Origin of the sequence: Shigella flexneri 2a str. 301, assembly GCF_000006925.2 — a bacterium.
Lineage (GTDB): Bacteria > Pseudomonadota > Gammaproteobacteria > Enterobacterales > Enterobacteriaceae > ECMA0423.
The window spans coordinates 2,328,355-2,352,149 of the sequence record NC_004337.2 but is presented as its reverse complement, the minus strand read 5'-3'; the positions used below and the strand labels follow the sequence as shown (position 1 = coordinate 2,352,149).

General features: G+C 51.5%; 13 protein-coding genes, 1 other RNA gene, 2 pseudogenes and 3 other annotated features. Of the genes and pseudogenes, 13 read left to right on the top strand and 3 right to left on the bottom strand.

The annotated features are described in order from the left end of the window. Positions 1-18 precede the first annotated feature (18 nt). Positions 19-1,755: a sequence feature (Similar to Escherichia coli K12 conserved hypothetical protein gi: 1788561 (579 aa). BLAST with identity of 98% in 578 aa. This CDS contains an in-frame stop codon. The sequence has been checked and is believed to be correct.), on the top strand. The 8 genes and pseudogenes from yfaA (at position 19) to rcsC (ending at position 13,721) form a co-directional block, all read left to right on the top strand. After that, positions 19-1,755: pseudogene (gene yfaA, locus SF2310) on the top strand. (Overlaps the previous feature by 1,737 nt.) Further along, a complete protein-coding gene (locus tag SF2309) occupies positions 1,752-2,375 on the top strand; it encodes a hypothetical protein (protein ID NP_708119.2) in 624 nt (207 codons plus the stop codon). Before yfaA ends, SF2309 begins: the two are co-directional and overlap by 4 nt. A gap of 23 nt (positions 2,376-2,398) precedes the next feature. Continuing rightward, positions 2,399-7,664 (top strand) — a sequence feature (Similar to Escherichia coli K12 membrane protein gi: 1788559 (1338 aa). BLAST with identity of 98% in 1755 aa. This CDS has been disrupted by insertion. The sequence has been checked and is believed to be correct.). Beyond that, positions 4,652-5,900, top strand: a mobile genetic element. (Overlaps the previous feature by 1,249 nt.) Further along, a complete protein-coding gene (locus tag SF2307) occupies positions 4,688-5,026 on the top strand; it encodes an insertion sequence element IS911 transposase InsN (RefSeq protein ID NP_708118.1) in 339 nt (112 codons plus the stop codon). (Overlaps the previous feature by 339 nt.) Beyond that, on the top strand, positions 5,053-5,892 hold the full coding sequence (locus SF2306; RefSeq protein ID NP_708117.1) for an insertion sequence element IS911 integrase core domain-containing protein: 840 nt from the start codon (positions 5,053-5,055) through the stop codon (positions 5,890-5,892). Further along, positions 5,889-8,166 (top strand): annotated as a pseudogene (locus SF2305). Before SF2306 ends, SF2305 begins: the two are co-directional and overlap by 4 nt. After that, positions 8,167-9,816, top strand: coding sequence for a hypothetical protein (locus SF2304; RefSeq protein NP_708115.1), 1,650 nt, complete (start codon positions 8,167-8,169; stop codon positions 9,814-9,816). Between the two features lie 4 nt (positions 9,817-9,820). Continuing rightward, positions 9,821-10,597: a hypothetical protein gene (locus SF2303; protein ID NP_708114.1), complete on the top strand. Its 777-nt coding sequence runs from the start codon at positions 9,821-9,823 to the stop codon at positions 10,595-10,597. Between the two features lie 274 nt (positions 10,598-10,871). Further along, the gene (rcsC, locus tag SF2302) at positions 10,872-13,721 is read left to right on the top strand and encodes a hybrid sensory kinase in two-component regulatory system with RcsB and YojN (protein NP_708113.2); all 2,850 of its coding nucleotides are present in this window, start codon (positions 10,872-10,874) and stop codon (positions 13,719-13,721) included. 199 nt (positions 13,722-13,920) lie between these two features. On the opposite strand, the gene rcsB is transcribed toward rcsC, so the two are convergent. From rcsB to micF, 3 genes are all read right to left on the bottom strand, one after another. Beyond that, the gene (rcsB, locus tag SF2301) at positions 13,921-14,571 is read right to left on the bottom strand and encodes a transcriptional regulator RcsB (RefSeq protein ID NP_708112.2); all 651 of its coding nucleotides are present in this window, start codon (positions 14,569-14,571) and stop codon (positions 13,921-13,923) included. A 16-nt stretch (positions 14,572-14,587) separates the two neighbouring features. Beyond that, a complete protein-coding gene (yojN, locus tag SF2300; RefSeq protein NP_708111.1) occupies positions 14,588-17,260 on the bottom strand; it encodes a phosphotransfer intermediate protein in two-component regulatory system with RcsBC in 2,673 nt (890 codons plus the stop codon). 311 nt (positions 17,261-17,571) lie between these two features. Further along, positions 17,572-17,663, bottom strand: a non-coding RNA gene (micF, locus tag SF4556) — MicF RNA; inhibitor of OpmF. Positions 17,664-17,997: 334 nt separating this feature from the next. Here micF and ompC point away from each other — a divergent pair. The 5 genes from ompC (at position 17,998) to yojI (ending at position 23,793) form a co-directional block, all read left to right on the top strand. Continuing rightward, a complete protein-coding gene (gene ompC / locus SF2299) occupies positions 17,998-19,119 on the top strand; it encodes a porin (protein ID NP_708110.1) in 1,122 nt (373 codons plus the stop codon). Between the two features lie 111 nt (positions 19,120-19,230). Further along, positions 19,231-20,286: a thiamine biosynthesis lipoprotein ApbE gene (yojL, locus tag SF2298; protein NP_708109.1), complete on the top strand. Its 1,056-nt coding sequence runs from the start codon at positions 19,231-19,233 to the stop codon at positions 20,284-20,286. Between the two features lie 73 nt (positions 20,287-20,359). After that, positions 20,360-21,424 (top strand): bifunctional DNA-binding transcriptional dual regulator/O6-methylguanine-DNA methyltransferase, encoded by a 1,065-nt coding sequence (gene ada / locus SF2297; RefSeq protein NP_708108.1) that lies wholly within the window; start codon positions 20,360-20,362, stop codon positions 21,422-21,424. Continuing rightward, positions 21,424-22,074 carry an alpha-ketoglutarate-dependent dioxygenase AlkB gene (alkB, locus tag SF2296; RefSeq protein ID NP_708107.1) on the top strand — a complete coding sequence of 217 codons (651 nt, stop codon included), beginning with the start codon at positions 21,424-21,426 and terminating at the stop codon, positions 22,072-22,074. Before ada ends, alkB begins: the two co-directional genes overlap by 1 nt. A 75-nt stretch (positions 22,075-22,149) precedes the next feature. Next, complete coding sequence (gene yojI / locus SF2295) at positions 22,150-23,793, top strand: multidrug transporter membrane protein-binding protein (protein NP_708106.1); 1,644 nt, start codon at positions 22,150-22,152, stop codon at positions 23,791-23,793. Positions 23,794-23,795: the final 2 nt, after the last annotated feature.

Below are 23,795 nucleotides of genomic sequence, written 5' to 3'. Positions count from 1 at the left end.
ATTAGGGCGCGGTAAAGTTTGGCTGTGCCCGTAAAAAATGGCTGGCTATACACAAGGAATGTGGCAATGAGTGGTGAAAAAAAGGCGAAAGGCTGGCGGTTCTATGGTCTTGTAGGTTTTGGCGCAATAGCACTGCTTTCCGCTGGCGTCTGGGCGTTGCAATATGCTGGCAGTGGGCCAGAAAAAACGTTGTCGCCGCTGGTGGTGCACAACAATCTGCAAATCGATCTCAATGAGCCGGACCTCTTTCTAGACAGCGACTCTCTGAGCCAGCTTCCCAAAGATCTCCTCACCATTCCGTTTCTCCACGATGTTCTGAGCGAAGATTTCGTTTTCTATTATCAGAATCATGCCGATCGTCTGGGCATTGAAGGCAGCATTCGCCGCATTGTCTATGAACACGATCTCACGCTGAAAGATAAGCTCTTTTCGTCACTCTTAGATCAGCCCGCGCAGGCGGCGCTATGGCACGATAAACAAGGCCATCTTTCACATTACATGGTGCTGATCCAGCGCAGTGGTTTAAGCAAACTGCTGGAGCCATTGTTGTTTGCCGCTACCAGCGACAGCTAGTTAAGCAAAACGGAAATCAGTAGCATCAAGATAAATAGTGAAACTATTCCTGTTTATCAGTTGCGCTATAACGGCAATAACGCCCTGATGTTCGCGACATATCAGGACAAGATGCTGGTGTTTTCCAGTACGGATATGTTGTTTAAAGATGATCAGCAGGATACCGAAGCCACGGCGATCGCAAGTGATTTGTTGAGCGGTAAAAAACGCTGGCAAGCCAGCTTTGGCCTGGAAGAGCGTACAGCCGAAAAAACGCCAGTACGCCTGCGCATCGTGGTCAGCGCCAGGTTGCTGGGTTTTGGCTACCAGCGGTTAATGCCTTCTTTTGCTGGCGTACGCTTCGAAATGGGTAACGACGGCTGGCACAGTTTTGTGGCGTTAAATGATGAATCCGCCAGCGTAGATGCCAGTTTCGATTTTACGCCGGTCTGGAACAGTATGCCTGCCGGAGCCAGCTTCTGTGTGGCGGTGCCGTATTCACACGGTATTGCCGAAGAGATGCTTTCGCACATCAGCCAGGAAAACGACAAGCTGAATGGGGCGTTAGACGGTGCCGCGGGGCTGTGCTGGTATGAAGACTCAAAATTGCAAACCCCGCTGTTTGTCGGTCAGTTTGATGGCACTGCCGAACAGGCGCAATTGCCAGGGAAACTGTTTACGCAAAATATTGGTGCGCACGAAAGCAAAGCGCCAGAAGGTGTTTTGCCGGTAAGCCAGACTCAGCAGGGCGAAGCGCAAATCTGGTGTCGCGAAGTGAGTTCCCGATACGGTCAGTATCCGAAAGCGCAGGCGGCGCAACCCGATCAATTAATGTCGGATTATTTTTTCCGTGTGTCGCTGGCGATGCAAAACAAAACGCTGCTTTTCTCCCTCGATGACACGCTGGTTAATAACGCCCTGCAAACACTGAATAAAACCCGCCCGGCAATGGTGGATGTAATACCCACTGATGGCATCGTTCCGCTCTATATCAATCCACAAGGCGTGGCGAAACTGCTGCGTAACGAAACGTTGACCAGTCTGCCGAAGAATCTCGAACCGGTTTTTTATAACGCCGCACAAACTTTATTAATGCCGAAGCTGGACGCTTTATCTCAACAACCGCGTTATGTCATGAAGCTGGCCCAGATGGAACCCGGTGTCGCCTGGCAGTGGCTACCCATAACCTGGCAGCCGCTATGAGACACGGGCTGCTGGCGCTGATTTGCTGGCTGTGTTGTGTTGTTGCCCATAGCGAAATGCTGAATGTCGAACAATCCAGGCTGTTTCGCGCCTGGTTTGTACGCATTGCACAAGAACAGCTCCGCCAGGGGCCAAGTCCACGCTGGTATCAGCAGGATTGTGCGGGCCTGGTGCGATTTGCGGCGAACGAGACGCTGAAAGTTCACGACAGTAAATGGCTAAAAAGTAACGGTTTATCTAGCCAGTATTTGCCGCCAGAGATGACGCTAACACCTGAACAGCGTCAACTGGCGCAAAACTGGAATCAGGGGAGCGGGAAAAACGGCCCCTACGTGACCGCGATTAATTTGATTCAGTACAACAGCCAGTTTATTGGCCAAGACATAAACCAGGCGCTGCCTGGCGATATGATTTTTTTCGATCAGGGCGATGCCCAGCACTTAATGGTCTGGATGGGGCGTTACGTCATCTACCACACCGGAAGCGCCACGAAAACTGACAACGGAATGCGCGCAGTCAGTCTGCAACAACTTATGACATGGAAGGACACCCGATGGATACCCAACGATTCCAATCCCAATTTCATTGGCATTTATCGTTTAAATTTTCTGGCGCGATAGCAGCGTGCTTGTCCCTGTCTCTTGTGGGAACAGGGCTTGCTAAAGCTGATGATTCGCTTCCTTCCAGTAACTATGCGCCGCCCGCCGGGGGAACATTCTTTTTGCTTGCTGACAGCAGTTTTAGCAGCAGTGAAGAGGCGAAAGTGCGACTGGAAGCGCCGGGGCGTGATTATCGGCGCTATCAGATGGAAGAGTACGGCGGCGTGGACGTTCGCCTATATCGTATTCCTGACCCGATGGCATTTTTGCGCCAGCAGAAAAACCTGCATCGCATTGTGGTGCAACCGCAATATCTGGGCGACGGGCTGAACAATACGCTGACCTGGCTGTGGGATAACTGGTACGGCAAATCTCGCCGCGTGATGCAGCGTACATTCTCTTCTCAGTCACGGCAGAATGTGACTCAGGCATTACCCGAATTACATCTCGGCAATGCCATTATTAAACCTTCCCGTTATGTACAGAACAACCAGTTTTCCCCGCTGAAAAAATATCCCTTGGTGGAACAGTTCCGTTATCCACTATGGCAGGCTAAACCGGTCGAGCCGCAGCAAGGGGTAAAACTGGAAGGCGCATCCAGCAATTTCATCTCGCCGCAGCCGGGTAATATTTATATTCCTCTCGGCCAACAAGAGCCGGGGCTGTACCTCGTCGAGGCGATGGTAGGTGGGTATCGGGCGACGACGGTGGTGTTTGTTTCCGATACCGTGGCGCTTAGCAAAGTGTCAGGTAACGAGCTTCTGGTATGGACCGCGGGTAAAAAACAGGGTGAAGCGAAGCCCGGCTCAGAGATCTTGTGGACTGAAGGTCTTGGCGTGATGACCCGCGGGGTGACCGATGACAGCGGTACTTTGCAGTTACAACATATATCGCCAGAACGTTCATACATTCTGGGTAAGGATGCTGAAGGCGGCGTTTTTGTCTCCGAGAACTTCTTCTACGAAAGCGAAATCTACAACACCCGCTTGTATATTTTTACCGATCGCCCGCTATATCGCGCAGGCGATCGTGTCGATGTTAAAGTGATGGGCCGCGAGTTCCGCGATCCGTTGCATTCATCCCCCATCGTCAGCGCCCCGGCGAAGCTTTCGGTGCTGGACGCTAACGGCAGTCTGTTGCAAACCGTCGATGTCACGCTGGATGCGCGCAATGGCGGGCAGGGAAGTTTCCGCCTGCCAGAAAATGCCGTTGCCGGAGGTTATGAGTTACGTCTTGCTTACCGCAATCAGGTCTATAGCAGCAGTTTTCGCGTGGCAAACTACATCAAGCCACATTTCGAGATTGGTTTAGCTCTCGACAAAAAAGAGTTCAAAACTGGCGAAGCGGTCAGCGGCAAACTGCAACTGCTCTACCCGGATGGCGAGCCGGTAAAAAATGCCCGCGTGCAGTTAAGTTTGCGCGCTCAGCAATTATCAATGGTCGGTAACGATTTGCGTTATGCCGGACGTTTCCCCGTGTCGCTGGAAGGCAGCGAAACGGTGTCCGACGCCAGCGGTCATGTGGCGTTAAATCTCCCCGCCGCCGATAAACCGAGCCGCTATTTGTTAACCGTCTCCGCCAGTGACGGCGCGGCGTATCGCGTCACCACCACCAAAGAGATCCTCATTGAACGCGGCCTGGCGCATTACTCTTTAAGTACCGCCGCACAATACAGTAATAGCGGCGAGTCGGTTGTGTTCCGTTATGCCGCGCTGGAATCTTCAAAACAGGTTCCTGTTACGTATGAATGGTTGCGTCTCGAAGACCGCACGAGCCATAGCGGAGAGCTACCGTCAGGCGGCAAATCCTTTACCGTCAATTTCGCTAAACCTGGCAACTACAATCTGACATTACGCGATAAAGACGGCTTAATTCTCGCTGGGTTAAGTCATGCCGTCAGCGGTAAGGGCAGCACGGCGCATACTGGTACGGTAGATATCGTGGCGGATAAAACGCTGTACCAGCCAGGCGAAACCGCGAAGATGCTGATTACTTTCCCGGAGCCAATTGATGAAGCGTTATTGACGCTGGAACGCGATCGCGTGGAACAGCAGTCGCTGCTTTCGCATCCGGCAAACTGGCTAACGCTACAACGTTTAAACGATACCCTGTATGAAGCCCGGGTACCAGTGAGCAATTCCTTTGCGCCTAACATCACTTTTTCGGTGCTGTATACCCGTAATGGTCAGTACAGTTTTCAGAACGCCGGGATCAAAGTTGCCGTTCCTCAGCTTGATATCCGGGTGAAAACGGACAAAACCCATTACCAGCCTGGTGAACTGGTCAATGTCGAATGATGAAGTGGCACACTGAATTTGGCCACCTGAACAGAGGTGATATGCTCACCTCAGAACAACACAGGTGCTCCAATGAAAAAAAGAAATTTTAGCGCAGAGTTTAAACGCGAATCCGCTCAACTGGTTGTTGACCAGAAATACACGGTGGCAGATGCCGCCAAAGCTATGGATGTTGGCCTTTCCACAATGACAAGATGGGTCAAACAACTGCGTGATGAGCGTCAGGGCAAAACACCAAAAGCCTCCCCCATTACCCCGGAACAAATTGAAATCCGTGAGCTCAGGAAAAAGCTACAACGCATTGAAATGGAGAATGAAATATTAAAAAAGGCTACCGCGCTCTTGATGTCAGACTCCCTGAACAGTTCTCGATAATCGGGAAACTCAGAGCGCATTATCCTGTGGTCACACTCTGCCATGTGTTCGGGGTTCATCGCAGCAGCTACAGATACTGGAAAAATCGTCCTGAAAAACCAGACGGCAGACGGGCTGTATTACGCAGTCAGGTACTTGAGCTACATGGCATCAGCCACGGTTCGGCCGGAGCAAGAAGCATCGCCACAATGGCAACCCGGAGAGGCTACCAGATGGGACGCTGGCTTGCTGGCAGGCTCATGAAAGAGCTGGGGCTGGTCAGCTGTCAGCAGCCGACTCACCGGTATAAACGTGGTGGTCATGAACATGTTGCTATCCCTAACTACCTTGAAAGGCAGTTCGCCGTGACCGAGCCAAATCAGGTGTGGTGCGGTGATGTGACCTATATCTGGACGGGTAAGCGCTGGGCGTACCTCGCCGTTGTTCTCGACCTGTTCGCAAGAAAACCAGTGGGCTGGGCCATGTCGTTCTCGCCGGACAGCAGGCTCACCATGAAAGCGCTGGAAATGGCATGGGAAACCCGTGGTAAGCCCGGCGGGGTGATGTTCCACAGCGATCAGGGCAGTCATTATACGAGCAGGCAGTTCCGGCAGTTATTGTGGCGATACCAGATCAGACAGAGTATGAGCCGGCGCGGAAACTGCTGGGATAACAGCCCAATGGAACGCTTCTTCAGGAGTCTGAAGAACGAATGGATGCCGGTGGTGGGTTACGTAAGCTTCAGCGAGGCAGCTCACGCCATAACGGACTATATCGTTGGATATTACAGTGCACTAAGACCGCACGAATATAACGGTGGGTTACCCCCAAACGAATCGGAAAATCGATACTGGAAAAACTCTAACTCGGTGGCCAGTTTTTGTTGACCACTTCAGAATTAACCTCGTCGCTGAAAGGTAAACCTGTTTCTGCGCAGCTAACGGTAGGCGTGGTCGATGAAATGATCTACGCGCTGCAACCAGAAATCGCGCCGAATATCGGCAAATTTTTCTATCCGCTGGGGCGTAACAATGTGCGTACCAGCTCCAGTCTGTCGTTTATCAGCTATGACCAGGCGCTCTCCAGCGAGCCGGTTGCGCCTGGCGCGACTAACCGCAGCGAGCGGCGAGTAAAAATGCTTGAACGTCCACGGCGTGAAGAGGTGGATACCGCGGCATGGATGCCGTCACTCACAACCGATAAACAAGGCAAAGCGTATTTCACGTTCCTGATGCCTGATTCGTTAACCCGCTGGCGTATCACCGCGCGTGGGATGAACGGCGACGGGCTGGTCGGGCAGGGGCGTGCTTATCTGCGTTCGGAAAAAAATCTCTACATGAAGTGGAGTATGCCAACGGTGTATCGCGTGGGCGACAAACCGGCGGCAGGACTGTTTATCTTCAGTCAGCAGGATAACGAACCGGTGGCGCTGGTGACTAAATTTGCAGGCGCTGAGATGCGCCAGACGCTGACGCTGCACAAAGGGGCGAATTATATTTCGCTGACGCAGAATATTCAGCAATCTGGCTTGTTAAGTGCAGAACTGCAACAAAATGGGCAAGTGCAGGACAGCATTAGCACAAAACTGTCTTTTGTGGACAACAGCTGGCCCGTTGAACAGCAGAAAAATGTCATGCTCGGCGGTGGCGAGAACGCGCTGATGTTGCCCGAGCAGGCGAGTAATATCCGGCTACAAAGTAGTGAAACGCCGCAGGAGATTTTCCGCAACAATCTTGATGCGTTAGTCGATGAACCGTGGGGTGGGGTGATCAACACCGGTAGCCGTCTGATCCCGCTCAGTCTCGCCTGGCGTTCGCTTGCCGATCATCAAAGTGCCGCCGCTAACGACATTCGTCAGATGATTCAGGATAACCGTCTGCGGCTGATGCAACTGGCGGGGCCCGGAGCGCGCTTTACCTGGTGGGGTGAAGATGGCAATGGTGACGCCTTCCTTACGGCATGGGCATGGTACGCCGACTGGCAGGCCAGCCAGGCGCTCGGCGTAACGCAACAACCGGAATACTGGCAGCATATGCTCGACAGTTATGCCGAGCAGGCGGATAATATGCCGTTATTGCATCGGGCGCTGGTGCTGGCGTGGGCACAGGAGATGAATCTGCCGTGCAAAACGTTGTTGAAAGGGGGGGATGAAGCTATCGCCCGGCGCGGAACTAAAGATGAAGATTTCTCTGAGGAAGACATCCGCGATATCAATGACAGCCTGATCCTCGATACACCGGAATCTCCACTGGCAGATGCGGTGGCAAACGTCTTAACCATGACGTTGCTGAAAAAAGCGCAGTTGAAGTCCACGGTGATGCCACAGGTTCAGCAATATGCGTGGGATAAAGCGGCAAACAGCAATCAGCCGCTGGCGCACACGGTTGTGCTGCTCAATAGCGGTGGTGACGCTACCCAGACGGCCGCTATTTTAATGGTTTGACCGCTGAGCAATCCACTATTGAGCGCGCGCTGGCCATGAACTGGCTGGCGAAATATATGGCGACAATGCCTCCAGTTGTTTTGCCTGCGCCTGCGGGCGCATGGGCTAAACATAAGTTAACTGGAGGGGGCGAAGACTGGCGTTGGGTTGGTTAGGGTGTGCCGGACATTCTCTCTTTTGGTGACGAATTATCGCCGCAAATGTGCAGGTCCGCTGGCGTGAACCGGCAAAAACGGCTCAACAAAGTAACATTCCGGTGACCGTTGAACGCCAGTTGTATCGGCTTATCCCCGGTGAAGAAGAGATGAGCTTTACTCTGCAGCCGGTGACCAGCAATGAGATTGACAGCGATGCGCTGTATCTCGATGAAATTACGCTTACCAGCGAGCAGGATGCAGTTCTGCGCTATGGTCAGGTGGAAGTACCGCTCCCGCCGGGAGCCGACGTTGAGCGCACAACATGGGGCATTTCAGTCAATAAACCCAACGCCGCGAAACAGCAGGGGCAATTGCTGGAAAAAGCGCGTAATGAAATGGGCGAACTGGCCTATATGGTGCCGGTGAAAGAACTGACGGGAACGGTCACTTTCCGCCATTTGCTGCGCTTCTCGCAAAAAGGGCAATTCGTTCTGCCTCCTGCTCGTTATGTGCGTTCCTATGCACCTGCGCAGCAAAGTGTCGCGGCAGGGAGTGAATGGACCGGGATGCAGGTGAAATAAGTGAACTGGCGCAGAATCGTCTGGCTATTGGCGTTGGTTACTCTGCCAACGCTTGCGGAGGAGACGCCGTTACAACTGGTGCTGCGCGGTGCGCAGCACGATCAACTGTATCAGCTGTCGTCATCAGGCGTGACCAAAGTCTCAGCATTACCTGACTCGCTCACCACGCCGTTAGGGAGTTTGTGGAAACTGTATGTTTACGCCTGGCTGGAGGATACCCATCAACCGGAGCAGCCCTACCAGTGTCGCGGAAACTCCCCGGAAGAGGTTTATTGTTGTCAGGCTGGGGAGAGCATAACGCGCGATACCGCGCTGGTACGTTCCTGTGGGCTCTATTTTGCGCCGCAGCGGTTGCATATTGGCGCAGATGTGTGGGGGCAATACTGGCAACAGCGTCAGGCACCTGCGTGGTTAGCGTCTCTTACAACGCTGAAGCCAGAAACCTCGGTAACGGTTAAATCGCTGCTTGATTCATTAGCGACGTTACCTGCGCAAAACAAAGCTCAGGAAGTCTTACTGGATGTGGTGCTGGACGAGGCGAAAATCGGTGTCGCATCCATGCTCGGTAGTCGGGTACGGGTGAAAACCTGGAGCTGGTTTGCCGATGATAAACAGGAAATCCGTCAGGGTGGTTTTGCTGGCTGGTTAACCGATGGTACACCGCTGTGGGTTACTGGCAGTGGCACCAGCAAAACGGTACTAACCCGTTATGCGACGGTGCTTAATCGGGTTTTGCCAGTGCCGACGCAGGTTGCCAGTGGGCAATGTGTAGAGGTGGAGCTGTTTGCCCGCTATCCGCTGAAGAAAATCACAGCGGAAAAGAGTACGACGGCAGTAAAACCCAGCGTACTTAATGGGCGCTATCGTGTGACGTTTACTAATGGTAACCACATTACGTTTGTCAGCCACGGTGAGACGACCTTACTGAGCGAAAAGGGCAAACTGAAATTGCAGTCGCATCTCGATCGTGAAGAGTACGTTGCCAGAGTTCTGGATCGCGAGGCGAAAAGTACGCCACCTGAGGCAGCGAAAGCCATGACTGTGGCGATACGTACTTTTTTACAGCAAAACGCCAATCGGGAAGGTGATTGCCTGACCATCCCCGACAGCAGCGCCACGCAGCGTGTTTCTGCTTCGCCAGCGACCACGGGGGCGCGAACGATGACCGCCTGGACGCAGGAGCTCATCTATGCAGGCGATCCGGTTCATTATCATGGCAGTCGCGCTACCGAAGGGACACTTTCCTGGCGGCAAGCCACGGCCCAGGCGGGGCAGGGGGAGCGTTACGACCAGATACTCGCGTTTGCTTATCCCGACAACAGCCTTAGCCGCTGGGGAGCTCCACGCTCAACCTGCCAGTTATTACCCAAAGCGAAAGCCTGGCTGGCGAAAAAAATGCCGCAGTGGCGGCGTATATTACAAGGCGAGACGGGGTACAACGAACCAGACGTGTTTGCGGTCTGTCGTTTAGTCTCAGGTTTCCCCTATACCGATCGGCAGCAGAAACGGCTGTTTATTCGTAACTTCTTTACGCTTCAGGATCGGCTGGATTTAACCCATGAGTATCTGCACTTGGCCTTTGATGGTTATCCCACCGGGCTTGATGAGAACTATATCGAAACGCTGACCCGACAATTATTAATGGACTAATGCTATGCGAAAGATTTTTCTTCCGTTGTTACTGGTGGCACTTTCGCCTGTCGCTCACAGTGAAGGTGTGCAGGAAGTCGAGATTGACGCACCGCTCTCTGGCTGGCATCCGGCAGAGGGCGAAGATGCCAGTTTTTCACAATCGATCAATTACCCGGCGTCGTCCGTCAACATGGCAGATGATCAAAATATCTCAGCGCAGATCCGCGGCAAAATAAAGAATTATGCTGCGGCGGGTAAAGTTCAGCAGGGCCGGCTGGTGGTCAACGGTGCCAGTATGCCGCAGAGAATTGAATCCGATGGTTCATTTGCACGCCCTTATATTTTCACTGAAGGCAGCAACAGCGTGCAGGTCATCAGCCCGGATGGGCAAAGCCGGCAAAAAATGCAGTTTTACTCAACGCCGGGTACAGGAACTATTCGTGCACGTTTACGGCTGGTTCTCTCGTGGGATACGGACAATACCGATCTCGATCTCCATGTTGTCACGCCCGATGGCGAACACGCCTGGTACGGTAACACCGTGCTGAAAAACAGTGGTGCACTGGATATGGATGTCACGACGGGGTACGGACCCGAGATTTTCGCCATGCCAGCACCAGTTCACGGGCGCTATCAGGTGTATATCAACTACTATGGTGGGCGCAGCGAAACGGAATTGACGACCGCCCAACTGACGCTGATCACCGATGAAGGATCGGTCAATGAGAAACAGGAAACATTTATTGTACCGATGCGTAATGCTGGCGAGCTGACGCTGGTGAAAAGTTTTGACTGGTGATCCATCCCTTCACACAACCTGGCTCTCTCTTTTTTCAGATAAGACTGCTGGGCGATCTGCCGACGCCAGGATATAACCATTAACAAGCGTCGGCAGATTGGTCATTTCTTATTTTTCGTACTGAGAACTGTCCATCTACTCCGGCTTTCCTGGTTAAGGCAATGGTTTCTAAGCGATACGCATTATTGCAATGGTGACAGAACATTGCGGTAACACGCTTTTACCGCTACCTTAACCACACTCCATCGGTCACCTGAGGCGGAGCTTCTCCCCTTTGAAATACCTTGCTTCTTTTCGTACAACCCTGAAAGCCTCGCGCTACATGTTCAGAGCATTGGCGTTAGTGCTCTGGCTGTTGATTGCTTTTTCATCCGTTTTTTACATCGTTAATGCGTTACATCAGCGAGAATCGGAAATTCGTCAGGAATTTAATCTGAGTTCCGATCAGGCTCAGCGCTTTATTCAACGCACCTCTGATGTGATGAAAGAGCTTAAGTACATCGCCGAAAATCGCTTATCGGCAGAAAACGGTGTGCTTTCCCCGCGTGGACGAGAAACGCAGGCGGATGTGCCTGCGTTTGAACCGCTGTTTGCCGACTCCGATTGTTCCGCAATGAGTAACACCTGGCGAGGTTCTCTGGAGTCATTGGCGTGGTTTATGCGCTACTGGCGCGATAATTTTTCTGCGGCTTACGATCTCAACCGGGTATTTTTAATCGGCAGTGATAACCTCTGCATGGCCAATTTCGGTCTGCGTGATATGCCAGTGGAACGCGATACCGCGTTGAAAGCGTTGCATGAACGCATCAATAAATATCGAAATGCACCACAAGATGATAGCGGCAGTAACCTCTACTGGATCAGCGAAGGTCCGCGCCCTTGCGTCGGGTATTTTTACGCGTTGACGCCAGTTTATCTGGCGAACCGGTTGCAGGCGCTTTTGGGTGTCGAGCAGACCATCCGGATGGAGAACTTTTTCTTACCGGGTACGTTGCCGATGGGGGTTACCATTCTTGATGAAAATGGTCATACCCTGATTTCGCTTACCGGACCAGAAAGTAAAATTAAGGGCGATCCTCGCTGGATGCAGGAACGCTCCTGGTTTGGCTATACGGAAGGGTTCCGGGAGCTGGTGCTGAAGAAAAATCTGCCACCCTCATCGCTAAGCATCGTGTATTCGGTGCCGGTTGATAAGGTGCTGGAACGCATTCGCATGTTGATCCTTAACGCAATTTTGCTGAATGTGCTTGCCGGAGCTGCATTGTTTACTCTCGCGCGGATGTACGAGCGACGTATTTTCATTCCGGCGGAAAGCGACGCCCTGCGACTGGAAGAACATGAGCAGTTCAATCGCAAGATTGTCGCCTCCGCGCCAGTGGGTATCTGCATTTTGCGTACCGCTGATGGCGTCAATATTTTAAGTAACGAACTGGCGCATACCTATCTCAATATGCTTACGCATGAGGACCGCCAACGACTGACGCAAATTATCTGTGGGCAGCAGGTCAATTTTGTTGATGTCCTGACCAGCAACAATACCAATCTGCAAATCAGCTTCGTCCATTCGCGCTATCGTAATGAAAACGTGGCCATTTGTGTGCTGGTGGATGTTTCTTCGCGCGTGAAGATGGAAGAGTCGTTGCAGGAGATGGCACAAGCAGCGGAACAGGCGAGCCAGTCAAAATCGATGTTCCTTGCCACCGTCAGTCATGAGCTGCGAACGCCGCTGTATGGCATTATCGGTAACCTGGATCTGTTGCAAACCAAAGAGTTACCGAAAGGCGTCGATCGTCTGGTGACGGCAATGAACAACTCTTCCAGCCTGTTGTTGAAAATTATCAGCGATATTCTCGATTTCTCGAAGATTGAATCGGAACAGTTGAAGATCGAACCGCGTGAGTTTTCACCGCGTGAAGTGATGAACCACATCACCGCCAACTATTTACCGCTGGTGGTACGCAAGCAGTTAGGCTTGTACTGCTTTATTGAACCGGATGTGCCAGTGGCCTTAAATGGCGACCCGATGCGTTTACAGCAGGTCATCTCCAACCTGTTGAGTAACGCCATAAAATTCACCGATACCGGCTGTATAGTTTTGCATGTTCGCGCTGATGGCGATTATCTCTCTATCCGTGTTCGCGATACCGGCGTGGGGATTCCGGCGAAAGAAGTGGTGCGCTTGTTTGATCCCTTCTTCCAGGTTGGAACGGGCGTACAGCGAAACTTCCAGGGGACCGGTCTGGGTCTGGCGATTTGTGAAAAACTGATCAGCATGATGGACGGCGATATCTCGGTAGATTCAGAACCGGGAATGGGCAGCCAGTTTACCGTGCGTATTCCGTTGTACGGCGCTCAGTACCCGCACAATAAAGGCGTGAAAGGGTTGAGTGGTAAACGCTGCTGTCTGACGGTCCCCAATGCGTCGCTCTGTCAGTTCCTGGAAACCAGTTTGCAGCGCAGCGGCATCGTCGTTACAACATACGAAGGGCAGGAACCGACTCCCGAAGATGTGTTAATCACTGACGAGGTAGTGAGTAAAAAATGGCAGGGCAGAGCGGTAGTGACCTTCTGTCGTCGCCATATTGGTATTCCGCTGGAGAAAGCGCCAGGGGAGTGGGTACACAGTGTGGCTGCTCCGCATGAGCTACCGGCATTGTTGGCGCGTATTTATTTGATCGAGATGGAGAGCGACGATCCTGCTAACGCTCTGCCGTCGACGGACAAAGCGGTCAGCGATAACGACGATATGATGATTCTGGTCGTGGATGATCATCCGATTAACCGACGTCTGCTGGCAGATCAGTTGGGATCGTTGGGCTATCAATGTAAAACCGCGAATGATGGCGTCGATGCGCTTAATGTACTTAGTAAGAATCATATTGATATCGTGCTTAGCGACGTCAACATGCCAAATATGGATGGTTACCGCTTGACGCAACGCATTCGTCAGTTGGGACTGACGTTGCCGGTAATCGGAGTAACTGCTAATGCGTTGGCTGAAGAGAAGCAGCGGTGTCTGGAGTCCGGTATGGACAGCTGCCTCTCGAAGCCGGTAACGCTGGATGTGATAAAACAGACGCTGACGGTATATGCCGAGAGGGTCAGGAAATCGCGGGATTCGTAGGACGGATAAGGCGTTTACGCCGCATCCGGCATTCAGTGCAAATGCCAGATAAGACACTGACGCGTCTTATCTGGCCTACTTTAATGTAATCTGTTGAAATAATGGGAATCGTAGGCCGGATAAGGCGTTTACGCCGCATCCGGCAATCGGTGCAAATGCCAGATAAGACACTAACGCGTCTTATCTGGCCTACAGATGATTAGTCTTTATCTGCCGGACTTAAGGTCACAGAAGAGAGATAATTCAGCAGGGCGATATCGTTCTCGACGCCCAGCTTCATCATCGCAGATTTCTTCTGGCTACTGATGGTTTTAATACTGCGGTTCAGCTTTTTAGCGATCTCGGTCACTAGGAAGCCTTCCGCAAACAGGCGCAGAACTTCACTCTCTTTTGGCGAGAGACGCTTGTCACCGTAACCACCAGCACTGATTTTTTCCAACAGGCGAGAAACGCTTTCCGGGGTAAATTTCTTCCCTTTCTGCAGCGCGGCGAGAGCTTTCGGCAGATCGGTCGGTGCACCTTGTTTCAGCACGATCCCTTCGATATCCAGATCCAATACCGCACTAAGAATCGCCGGGTTGTTGTTCATAGTCAGAACAATGATCGACAGGCTTGGGAAATGGCGCTTGATGTACTTGATTAAGGTAATGCCATCGCCGTACTTATCGCCAGGCATGGAGAGATCGGTAATCAACACATGCGCATCCAGTTTCGGCAGGTTGTTGATCAGTGCTGTAGAGTCTTCAAATTCGCCGACAACATTCACCCACTCAATTTGCTCAAGTGATTTGCGAATACCGAACAAGACTATCGGATGGTCATCGGCAATAATTACGTTCATATTGTTCATGTAATAGGCTACCTTGCTACAGCAAGCTCTTGACATAACTGTCAATGTCGCTGATGTATTTTTCTATTCCTGGAACATCCTTCTCACGAATCAGATGTTCCAGCGTTTCACATAACTGCTTGCCGGGTACCAGATTTAGCATGGCAAATACGCCTTTAAGACGATGAGCCGTTTGGGCTAACGCAGCAAAGTCACTGGTTGCTGCTTCAGTATACAGCCTCTTAACATCATCCGGTACTGTGTCTACAAAGAGCGCATAATAGCCGCTGGCATGGAGTTGCGCATTTTCATCTCCGCCCAGAGGCGATTCTGTCACCTCTTCCTGTGCCAGTTGCACTTCAATTAATTGTAAGACCGCTTCCTGCATAGCGTTGCTCATATTGAAGTTGACGCACAATTGACCAGGCCCAATTTCTCGTACGCCAGACTCATCATCGCTTAAAAGCAAGCCAGAGGCAGTAAGATTAGACGGGTTATCCGTTAAAAAGATATCATAATCTTGACTAATTAATCTTTCATCGGGTGTGATACAGGTTGCACCCCAATTTTCTAACAGGCGAGTGACAATATTCCGAATTTCTGCCGAAGTAACATCCACCATTACGCAGACATCATCCAGTAAACGCTCTTCTTCCTCTTCAACTTCCGGGTCAGCGGCGAGCATTTTGATATGCACAGAGTAGCGTGTACCAAGCCCATCCCGCGTTTTGATGTTTAAATGACCGCCCAGTTTACGTGCCAGTTGATCGCTCAGCCAGAATGCCAGCGGGTCCGCCTTTCCATAACGATCGTTTTGGGTCTGGTTGATAAACGGGAAGTGCAAATTATCCATTTCATGAATACTTACGCCTTCTCCCGTGTCCAGAATGCGGAATGTCAGGCGGTCTTCAGAGGACTCATCCTGATCAACCTCAAGGGTGATTTTTCCCAATTGCGTTGAGGTCACGGCATATTGCATCAGTAGCAGCAAAATACGTCGTAAGGCATCGCGATCGCCGCGGCGCATATCGTGTGCTTTCAGATGATTGTTAATCAGCAGTTGCAGACCTTTACGCTTGATGGCAGGCAACACTGAAGGCACAACTTCATCAATTAAATCCTGCACGGAGAACAGCACCGTCTCACTTTTCCAGCTATCATCCGCAAGCATGTTCGCTAACTGTATTTCTTCGACCAGCCGCACCAGCACATCTGCCTGATTCGCCAGTTGTTTGCTTTCCGGGGCGTTGAGTTTAGCCGCACTCTCCGCCAGGGACTGTGCGGGTTCTTTCAGCGCATCGCCAATGTTTTTCATAAAGGTCATCCGCCCCTGCTGGTTTTTCTCATACAGACGCTGCGCCTGCTTGAGTTTCTTGTTTACCAGCACTTCGCGATCCTGATCGCGAATAATGAAAATTTGTGTGCGCGGCGCGACCTGGCTGCGGAACATGCGGATCTCATACAGCTCGTTATTGATCGTCGCCTGAATAATCCCCTGATGCTGTTCCGCCATGGTGGTGATGTTTTGCAGATTCAGATGCGGCAGCAAATGATCGGCAATTTTGTTACTTATGACAGTGCGGTTCGATTCCTGATCGTGAACCAGCAGGCCGAGCGGCAACAGTGAGACTATCTCTTCATTGATTGCCCGTAAAATGCGCAATTCGTTATTGACCGCCGTGCTGGGGACGCTTTCTGTACTGCGGCTGGAGAAATGGCGGAATGTGGTATAGCCAAATAACGCCAGCGCCAGCAAACCGATGTTCAGCAGCAGTGGCAGCAGAATGTTTTGCAACGTATCCAGCAATAAGGTGCCATAAGGAACCTGCCAGACCAGGCGCATATCGGTAGAGTTGAGTGCCGAGGAGATTTCAATCTTCGTACTGTTAAAGTGGATACTGACGCTATCCGTCCCTTCTTTCTCATTATCATTGTTTCCCGTTGCCGTCGCGTCTGGCTCAAGGCGGAAACTGTCCAGCGGCATACCCGGTGGGATCAAATCATTAATCGGCAGATCAAAAGCCACGACCGTTGCCAGATGTCCCGGCTGGTTGAACGTGGTACGCAAGGTAAAGTAATGACCGTTCTGCCAGGCTAGGCGGCGCATGTTAGAAAAACTTTCGCGTTCATCGAGGGCGTTGGCCTGTTGTAACATTTCTGCACGACGTGAATCAACAATGTCACTGACGGTCGATTCTTTAAATCCGGAGGTGAGATCTTTAAGGGGTAGGGTTGAGATCAGCACCAGACTGTTATCCTGACCATTCAGGTAATACATCGACCACGGTACATTTTCTGCACCCCACAATGTATCCAGATAAGTGGACATCCGCTGAGTCATCTCAAGCGTTGAGTTGTCGTGAGAGCCAAAGATTAACGCTTCCGTTTTGCGGCGTGGTTTCTCCAGATAGTAGACATCCTGTTTCAGGCGCGTCTCTTGTAAACCTTCGCCGGAGGAGGGGGAGGTCGTCGCGGCAATGTTGTCGTAGATCTGCCTGGTCACGTAACGCCAGGTATCGACGCGCTTTTGGATTGCGTGGGTAATGTCGACAATCTGGTAACTTTTATCTTTCAGCCAAGCGTTAACGGCACTTTGTACCATTACCCCCATCGTCACCAGTAACACAATGATCAACAGTAAAAAGAAGCGGGTAATGCTCCCCGGTAGGAGTGAAAAGCGGGTCGTGGCCGTTGTCTCTTTCTGACGCATTCGTGTTTATGACCTGTTAAAACTTCGCGAAGTGATAGGGCAGTATAAAGGGTACAGTGTGAAATTCCAGACTCTTACCTGATTGATGATTCTCTATTCTCCCGTGATATTTATCATCCTGTATGGGGGGAAATAGATGTACAAGCGCCATTTTGCTGTACAAATAACCTACAAAAAGCCCAACGAAATTAATTGCAAATAAACAAAGATTGCTGGAAATTATGCTGATGTTAATTATTTGTGAAATAGTTAACAAGCGTTATAGTTTTTCTGTGGTAGCACAGAATAATGAAAAGTGTGTAAAGAAGGGTAAAAAAACCGAATGCGAGGCATCCGGTTGAAATAGGGGTAAACAGACATTCAGAAATGAATGACGGTAATAAATAAAGTTAATGATGATAGCGGGAGTTATTCTAGTTGCGAGTGAAGGTTTTGTTTTGACATTCAGTGCTGTCAAATACTTAAGAATAAGTTATTGATTTTAACCTTGAATTATTATTGCTTGATGTTAGGTGCTTATTTCGCCATTCCGCAATAATCTTAAAAAGTTCCCTTGTATTTACATTTTGAAACATCTATGGCGATAAATGAAACATCTTAAAAGTTTTAGTATCATATTCGTGTTGGATTATTCTGCATTTTTGGGGAGAATGGACTTGCCGACTGATTAATGAGGGTTAATCAGTATGCAGTGGCATAAAAAAGCAAATAAAGGCATATAACAGAGGGTTAATAACATGAAAGTTAAAGTACTGTCCCTCCTGGTCCCAGCTCTGCTGGTAGCAGGCGCAGCAAACGCTGCTGAAGTTTACAACAAAGACGGCAACAAATTAGATCTGTACGGTAAAGTAGACGGCCTGCACTATTTCTCTGACGACAAGTCTGTAGATGGCGACCAGACCTACATGCGTCTTGGCTTCAAAGGTGAAACTCAGGTTACTGACCAGCTGACCGGTTACGGCCAGTGGGAATATCAGATCCAGGGCAACAGCGCTGAAAACGAAAACAACTCCTGGACCCGTGTGGCATTCGCAGGTCTGAAATTCCAGGATGTAGGTTCTTTCGACTACGGTCGTAACTACGGCGTAGTTTACGACGTAACTTCCTGGACCGACGTACTGCCAGAATTCGGTGGTGACACTTACGGTTCTGACAACTTCATGCAGCAGCGTGGTAACGGCTTCGCAACCTACCGTAGCACCGACTTCTTTGGTCTGGTTGACGGTCTGAACTTCGCTGTTCAGTATCAGGGCAAAAACGGTAGCCCGGAAGGTGAAGGCATGACCAACAACGGTCGTGAAGCTCTGCGTCAGAACGGTGACGGCGTTGGCGGTTCTATTACTTATGATTACGAAGGCTTCGGTATCGGTGCTGCAGTTTCCAGCTCCAAACGTACTGATGACCAGAACTTCGGTCTGAACCGTTATGATGAGCGTTACATCGGTAATGGCGACCGCGCTGAAACCTACACCGGTGGTCTGAAATACGACGCGAACAACATCTACCTAGCTGCTCAGTACACCCAGACCTACAACGCAACTCGCGTAGGCAACTTGGGTTGGGCGAACAAAGCACAGAACTTCGAAGCTGTTGCTCAGTACCAGTTCGACTTCGGTCTGCGTCCGTCCCTGGCTTACCTGCAGTCTAAAGGTAAAAACCTGGGTGTCATCAATGGTCGTAACTACGACGACGAAGATATCCTGAAATATGTTGATGTTGGTGCGACCTACTACTTCAACAAAAACATGTCCACCTACGTTGACTACAAAATCAACCTGCTGGACGACAACCAGTTCACTCGTGACGCTGGCATCAACACTGATAACATCGTAGCTCTGGGTCTGGTTTACCAGTTCTAATCTCGATGGATATCGAACAAAGGGCCTGCGGGCCCTTTTTTCATTGTTTTCAGCGTACAAACACAGTTTTTTGGTGTACTCTTGCGACCGTTCGCATGAGGATAATCACGTATGGAAATAAGCTTTACCCGCGTGGCACTGCTGGTTGCCGCGCTCTTCTTTGTTGGTTGCGATCAAAAACCACAACCCGCCAAAACCCACGCTACTGAAGTTACCGTTCTTGAAGGCAAAACCATGGGTACCTTCTGGCGTGCCAGCATCCCGGGCATTGATGCCAAACGCAGTGCCGAACTTAAAGAAAAGATTCAGACCCAGCTGGACGCCGACGATCAGCTGCTTTCGACCTATAAAAAAGATTCCGCGCTGATGCGCTTTAACGACTCGCAAAGTTTGTCGCCGTGGCCGGTAAGTGAAGCGATGGCCGATATCGTCACCACCTCGCTGCGCATTGGGGCAAGGACCGATGGTGCGATGGATATTACCGTCGGGCCGCTGGTGAATCTGTGGGGCTTTGGCCCGGAACAACAGCCGGTTCAAATTCCGAGCCAGGAACAGATCGATGCGATGAAAGCCAAAACCGGCTTACAGCACCTGACGGTCATCAATCAGTCGCATCAGCAATATCTGCAAAAAGACCTGCCGGATTTATATGTCGATCTCTCCACCGTCGGTGAAGGTTATGCGGCGGATCACCTGGCACGCTTGATGGAGCAGGAAGGGATTTCCCGCTATCTGGTGTCGGTGGGCGGCGCGCTGAACAGCCGTGGTATGAACGGTGAAGGCCAGCCGTGGCGGGTAGCGATTCAAAAACCAACCGATAAAGAAAACGCGGTTCAGGCTGTGGTGGATATCAACGGTCATGGGATTAGCACCTCTGGCAGCTACCGTAACTATTACGAACTGGACGGCAAACGTCTTTCCCATGTTATCGATCCGCAAACCGGGCGTCCCATCGAACACAATCTGGTATCCGTGACGGTGATTGCTCCGACGGCGCTGGAAGCCGATGCCTGGGATACTGGCTTGATGGTACTCGGGCCGGAGAAAGCCAAAGAGGTTGTTCGCCGGGAAGGGCTGGCGGTTTATATGATCACCAAAGAAGGCGATAGCTTTAAAACCTGGATGTCACCACAGTTTAAAAGCTTCCTTGTCAGCGAAAAAAATTAAAGCGCAAGATTGTTGGTTTTTGCGTGATGGTGACCGGGCAGACTAAAGGCTATCCTTAACCAGGGAGCTGATTATGAAAAACGCCACATGCTTAACTGACGATCAACGCTGGCAATCTGTCTTAGCCCGCGACCCGAATGCCGACGGCGAATTCGTTTTCGCCGTGCGCACCACGGGTATCTTTTGCCGTCCTTCTTGCCGCGCCAGACATGCCTTGCGGGAAAATGTCTCCTTCTACGCAAATGCCAGCGAGGCACTCGCCGCCGGATTTCGCCCCTGCAAACGTTGTCAGCCAGACAAAGCCAATCCCCGGCAACATCGGTTGGATAAAATCACCCACGCGTGTCGACTGCTGGAACAGGAAACGCCTGTAACGCTGGAAGCCTTAGCCGACCAGGTGGCGATGAGTCCATTTCATCTACATCGGTTGTTTAAAGCTACTACCGGAATGACGCCTAAAGCCTGGCAACAGGCCTGGCGCGCTCGCCGTTTGCGCGAATCGCTGGCGAAAGGGGAGAGCGTGACGACGTCTATTCTTAACGCCGGATTCCCCGACAGCAGCAGTTACTACCGCAAAGCCGATGAAACGCTGGGCATGACGGCTAAACAATTCCGTCACGGTGGCGAAAATCTGGCGGTGCGTTACGCGCTGGCTGATTGTGAGCTGGGTCGTTGCCTGGTGGCAGAAAGCGAGCGGGGGATTTGCGCGATATTGCTGGGCGATGATGACGCGACATTAATCAGCGAGTTGCAGCAGATGTTTCCCGCTGCCGACAACGCGCCTGCCGATCTGACGTTTCAGCAACATGTGCGTGAAGTGATCGCCAGCCTCAATCAACGCGATACGCCGCTGACGTTACCGCTGGATATTCGCGGCACTGCTTTTCAGCAACAAGTCTGGCAGGCACTGCGCACGATACCTTGTGGTGAAACCGTCAGTTATCAGCAACTGGCTAACGCCATCGGCAAACCGAAAGCGGTACGGGCCGTTGCCAGCGCCTGTGCCGCCAACAAGCTGGCTATCGTAATACCCTGTCATCGGGTGGTCCGTGGTGATGGCACACTTTCCGGTTACCGCTGGGGCGTGTCGCGTAAAGCGCAACTGCTGCGCCGCGAAGCTGAAAATGAGGAGAGGTAATGTTGGATCTGTTTGCCGATGCTGAACCGTGGCAAGAGCCACTGGCGGCTGGTGCGGTAATTTTACGGCGTTTTGCTTTTAATGCTGCGGAGCAACTAATCCGCGATATTAATGACGTTGCCAGCCAGTCGCCGTTTCGCCAGATGGTCGCTCCAGGCGGATATACCATGTCGGTGGCGATGACCAACTGTGGGCATCTGGGCTGGACGACCCATCGGCAAGGTTATCTCTATTCGCCCATTGATCCGCAAACAAATAAACCGTGGCCCGCCATGCCACAAAGCTTTCATGATTTATGTCAACGTGCGGCTACGGCGGCGGGCTATCCAGATTTCCAGCCAGATGCTTGTCTTATCAACCGCTACGCTCCTGGCGCGAAACTGTCGCTGCATCAGGATAAAGACGAACCGGATCTGCGCGCGCCAATTGTTTCTGTTTCTCTGGGCTTACCCGCGATTTTTCAATTTGGTGGCCTGAAACGTAATGATCCGCTCAAACGTTTGTTGTTGGAACATGGCGATGTGGTGGTATGGGGCGGTGAATCGCGGCTGTTTTATCACGGTATTCAACCGTTGAAAGCGGGGTTTCATCCACTCACCACCGACTGCCGCTACAACCTGACATTCCGTCAGGCAGGTAAAAAAGAATAAAAATAAGAATTATTATTGCTGTGCGCGCGAAGATGTTTAAACTGCGGGCTGTAATTCATTGTCCGGGTTTTCTGCATGGAACTTCTTGTACTTGTCTGGCGGCAGTATCGCTGGCCATTTATCAGTGTGATGGCGCTAAGCCTCGCCAGTGCGGCATTAGGCATTGGCTTAATTGCTTTTATCAATCAGCGCCTTATCGAAACGGCGGATACCAGTCTGCTGGTGTTACCGGAGTTTCTGGGATTATTGCTGCTGTTGATGGCAGTCACTCTCGGATCGCAACTGGCGCTCACCACTTTGGGGCATCACTTCGTTTACCGACTGCGTAGTGAATTTATCAAGCGGATTCTGGATACCCACGTCGAGCGCATTGAACAACTCGGTAGCGCCTCGTTGCTGGCGGGATTAACCAGCGATGTGCGCAATATCACCATTGCTTTTGTGCGTCTGCCGGAACTGGGGCAGGGGATCATTCTCACTATCGGTTCATCGGCGTATCTGTGGATGCTGTCGGGCAAAATGTTGCTGGTAACGGCTATCTGGATGGCGATCACCATCTGGGGCGGTTTTGTGCTGGTGGCGCGGGTGTACAAACATATGGCGACCCTACGTGAAACCGAAGACAAGCTGTACACGGATTTTCAAACTGTACTTGAAGGGCGCAAAGAGCTGACTCTGAACCGGGAACGCGCCGAGTATGTGTTTAACAACCTCTACATCCCCGATGCGCAAGAGTATCGCCATCATATTATTCGCGCAGACACCTTCCATCTTAGTGCCGTGAACTGGTCAAACATCATGATGCTGGGCGCTATCGGCCTGGTGTTCTGGATGGCGAACAGTCTCGGTTGGGCTGATACCAACGTTGCTGCGACCTATTCGTTGACGCTGTTATTCCTGCGTACGCCGCTGCTTTCGGCGGTTGGCGCATTGCCGACGCTGCTGACGGCGCAGGTGGCGTTTAACAAGCTGAACAAATTCGCGCTCGCGCCTTTCAAAGCTGAGTTTCCGCGCCCGCAGGCGTTTCCCAACTGGCAAACGCTGGAGCTGCGTAACGTGACGTTTGCTTATCAGGATAACGCGTTTTCCGTTGGTCCGATTAATCTCACCATCAAACGTGGCGAGCTGCTGTTTCTGATTGGCGGTAACGGTAGCGGAAAATCGACGCTGGCGATGTTGTTGACGGGCTTGTATCAGCCACAAAGCGGCGAAATCTTGCTGGATGGCAAACCTGTCAGCGGCGAACAACCGGAAGATTATCGCAAACTGTTTTCGGCAGTGTTTACCGATGTCTGGCTGTTTGATCAACTGCTGGGGCCGGAGGGGCAACCCGCTAACCCGCAACTGGTTGAGAAGTGGCTGGCGCAGCTGAAAATGGCTCATAAGCTTGAGTTAAGCAACGGGCGTATTGTTAACCTGAAGTTATCAAAAGGGCAGAAAAAACGCGTGGCGCTGTTGCTGGCGCTGGCAGAAGAACGCGATATTATCCTGCTGGATGAATGGGCGGTGGATCAGGATCCACACTTCCGTCGTGAGTTTTATCAGGTGTTGCTGCCGCTGATGCAGGAGATGGGTAAAACTATTTTCGCTATCAGTCATGATGATCATTACTTTATCCACGCCGACCGCCTGCTGGAAATGCGCAATGGGCAACTTAGCGAGCTGACGGGCGAAGAGCGCGATGCCGCTTCGCGTGATGCCGTTGCCCGGACGGCATAATA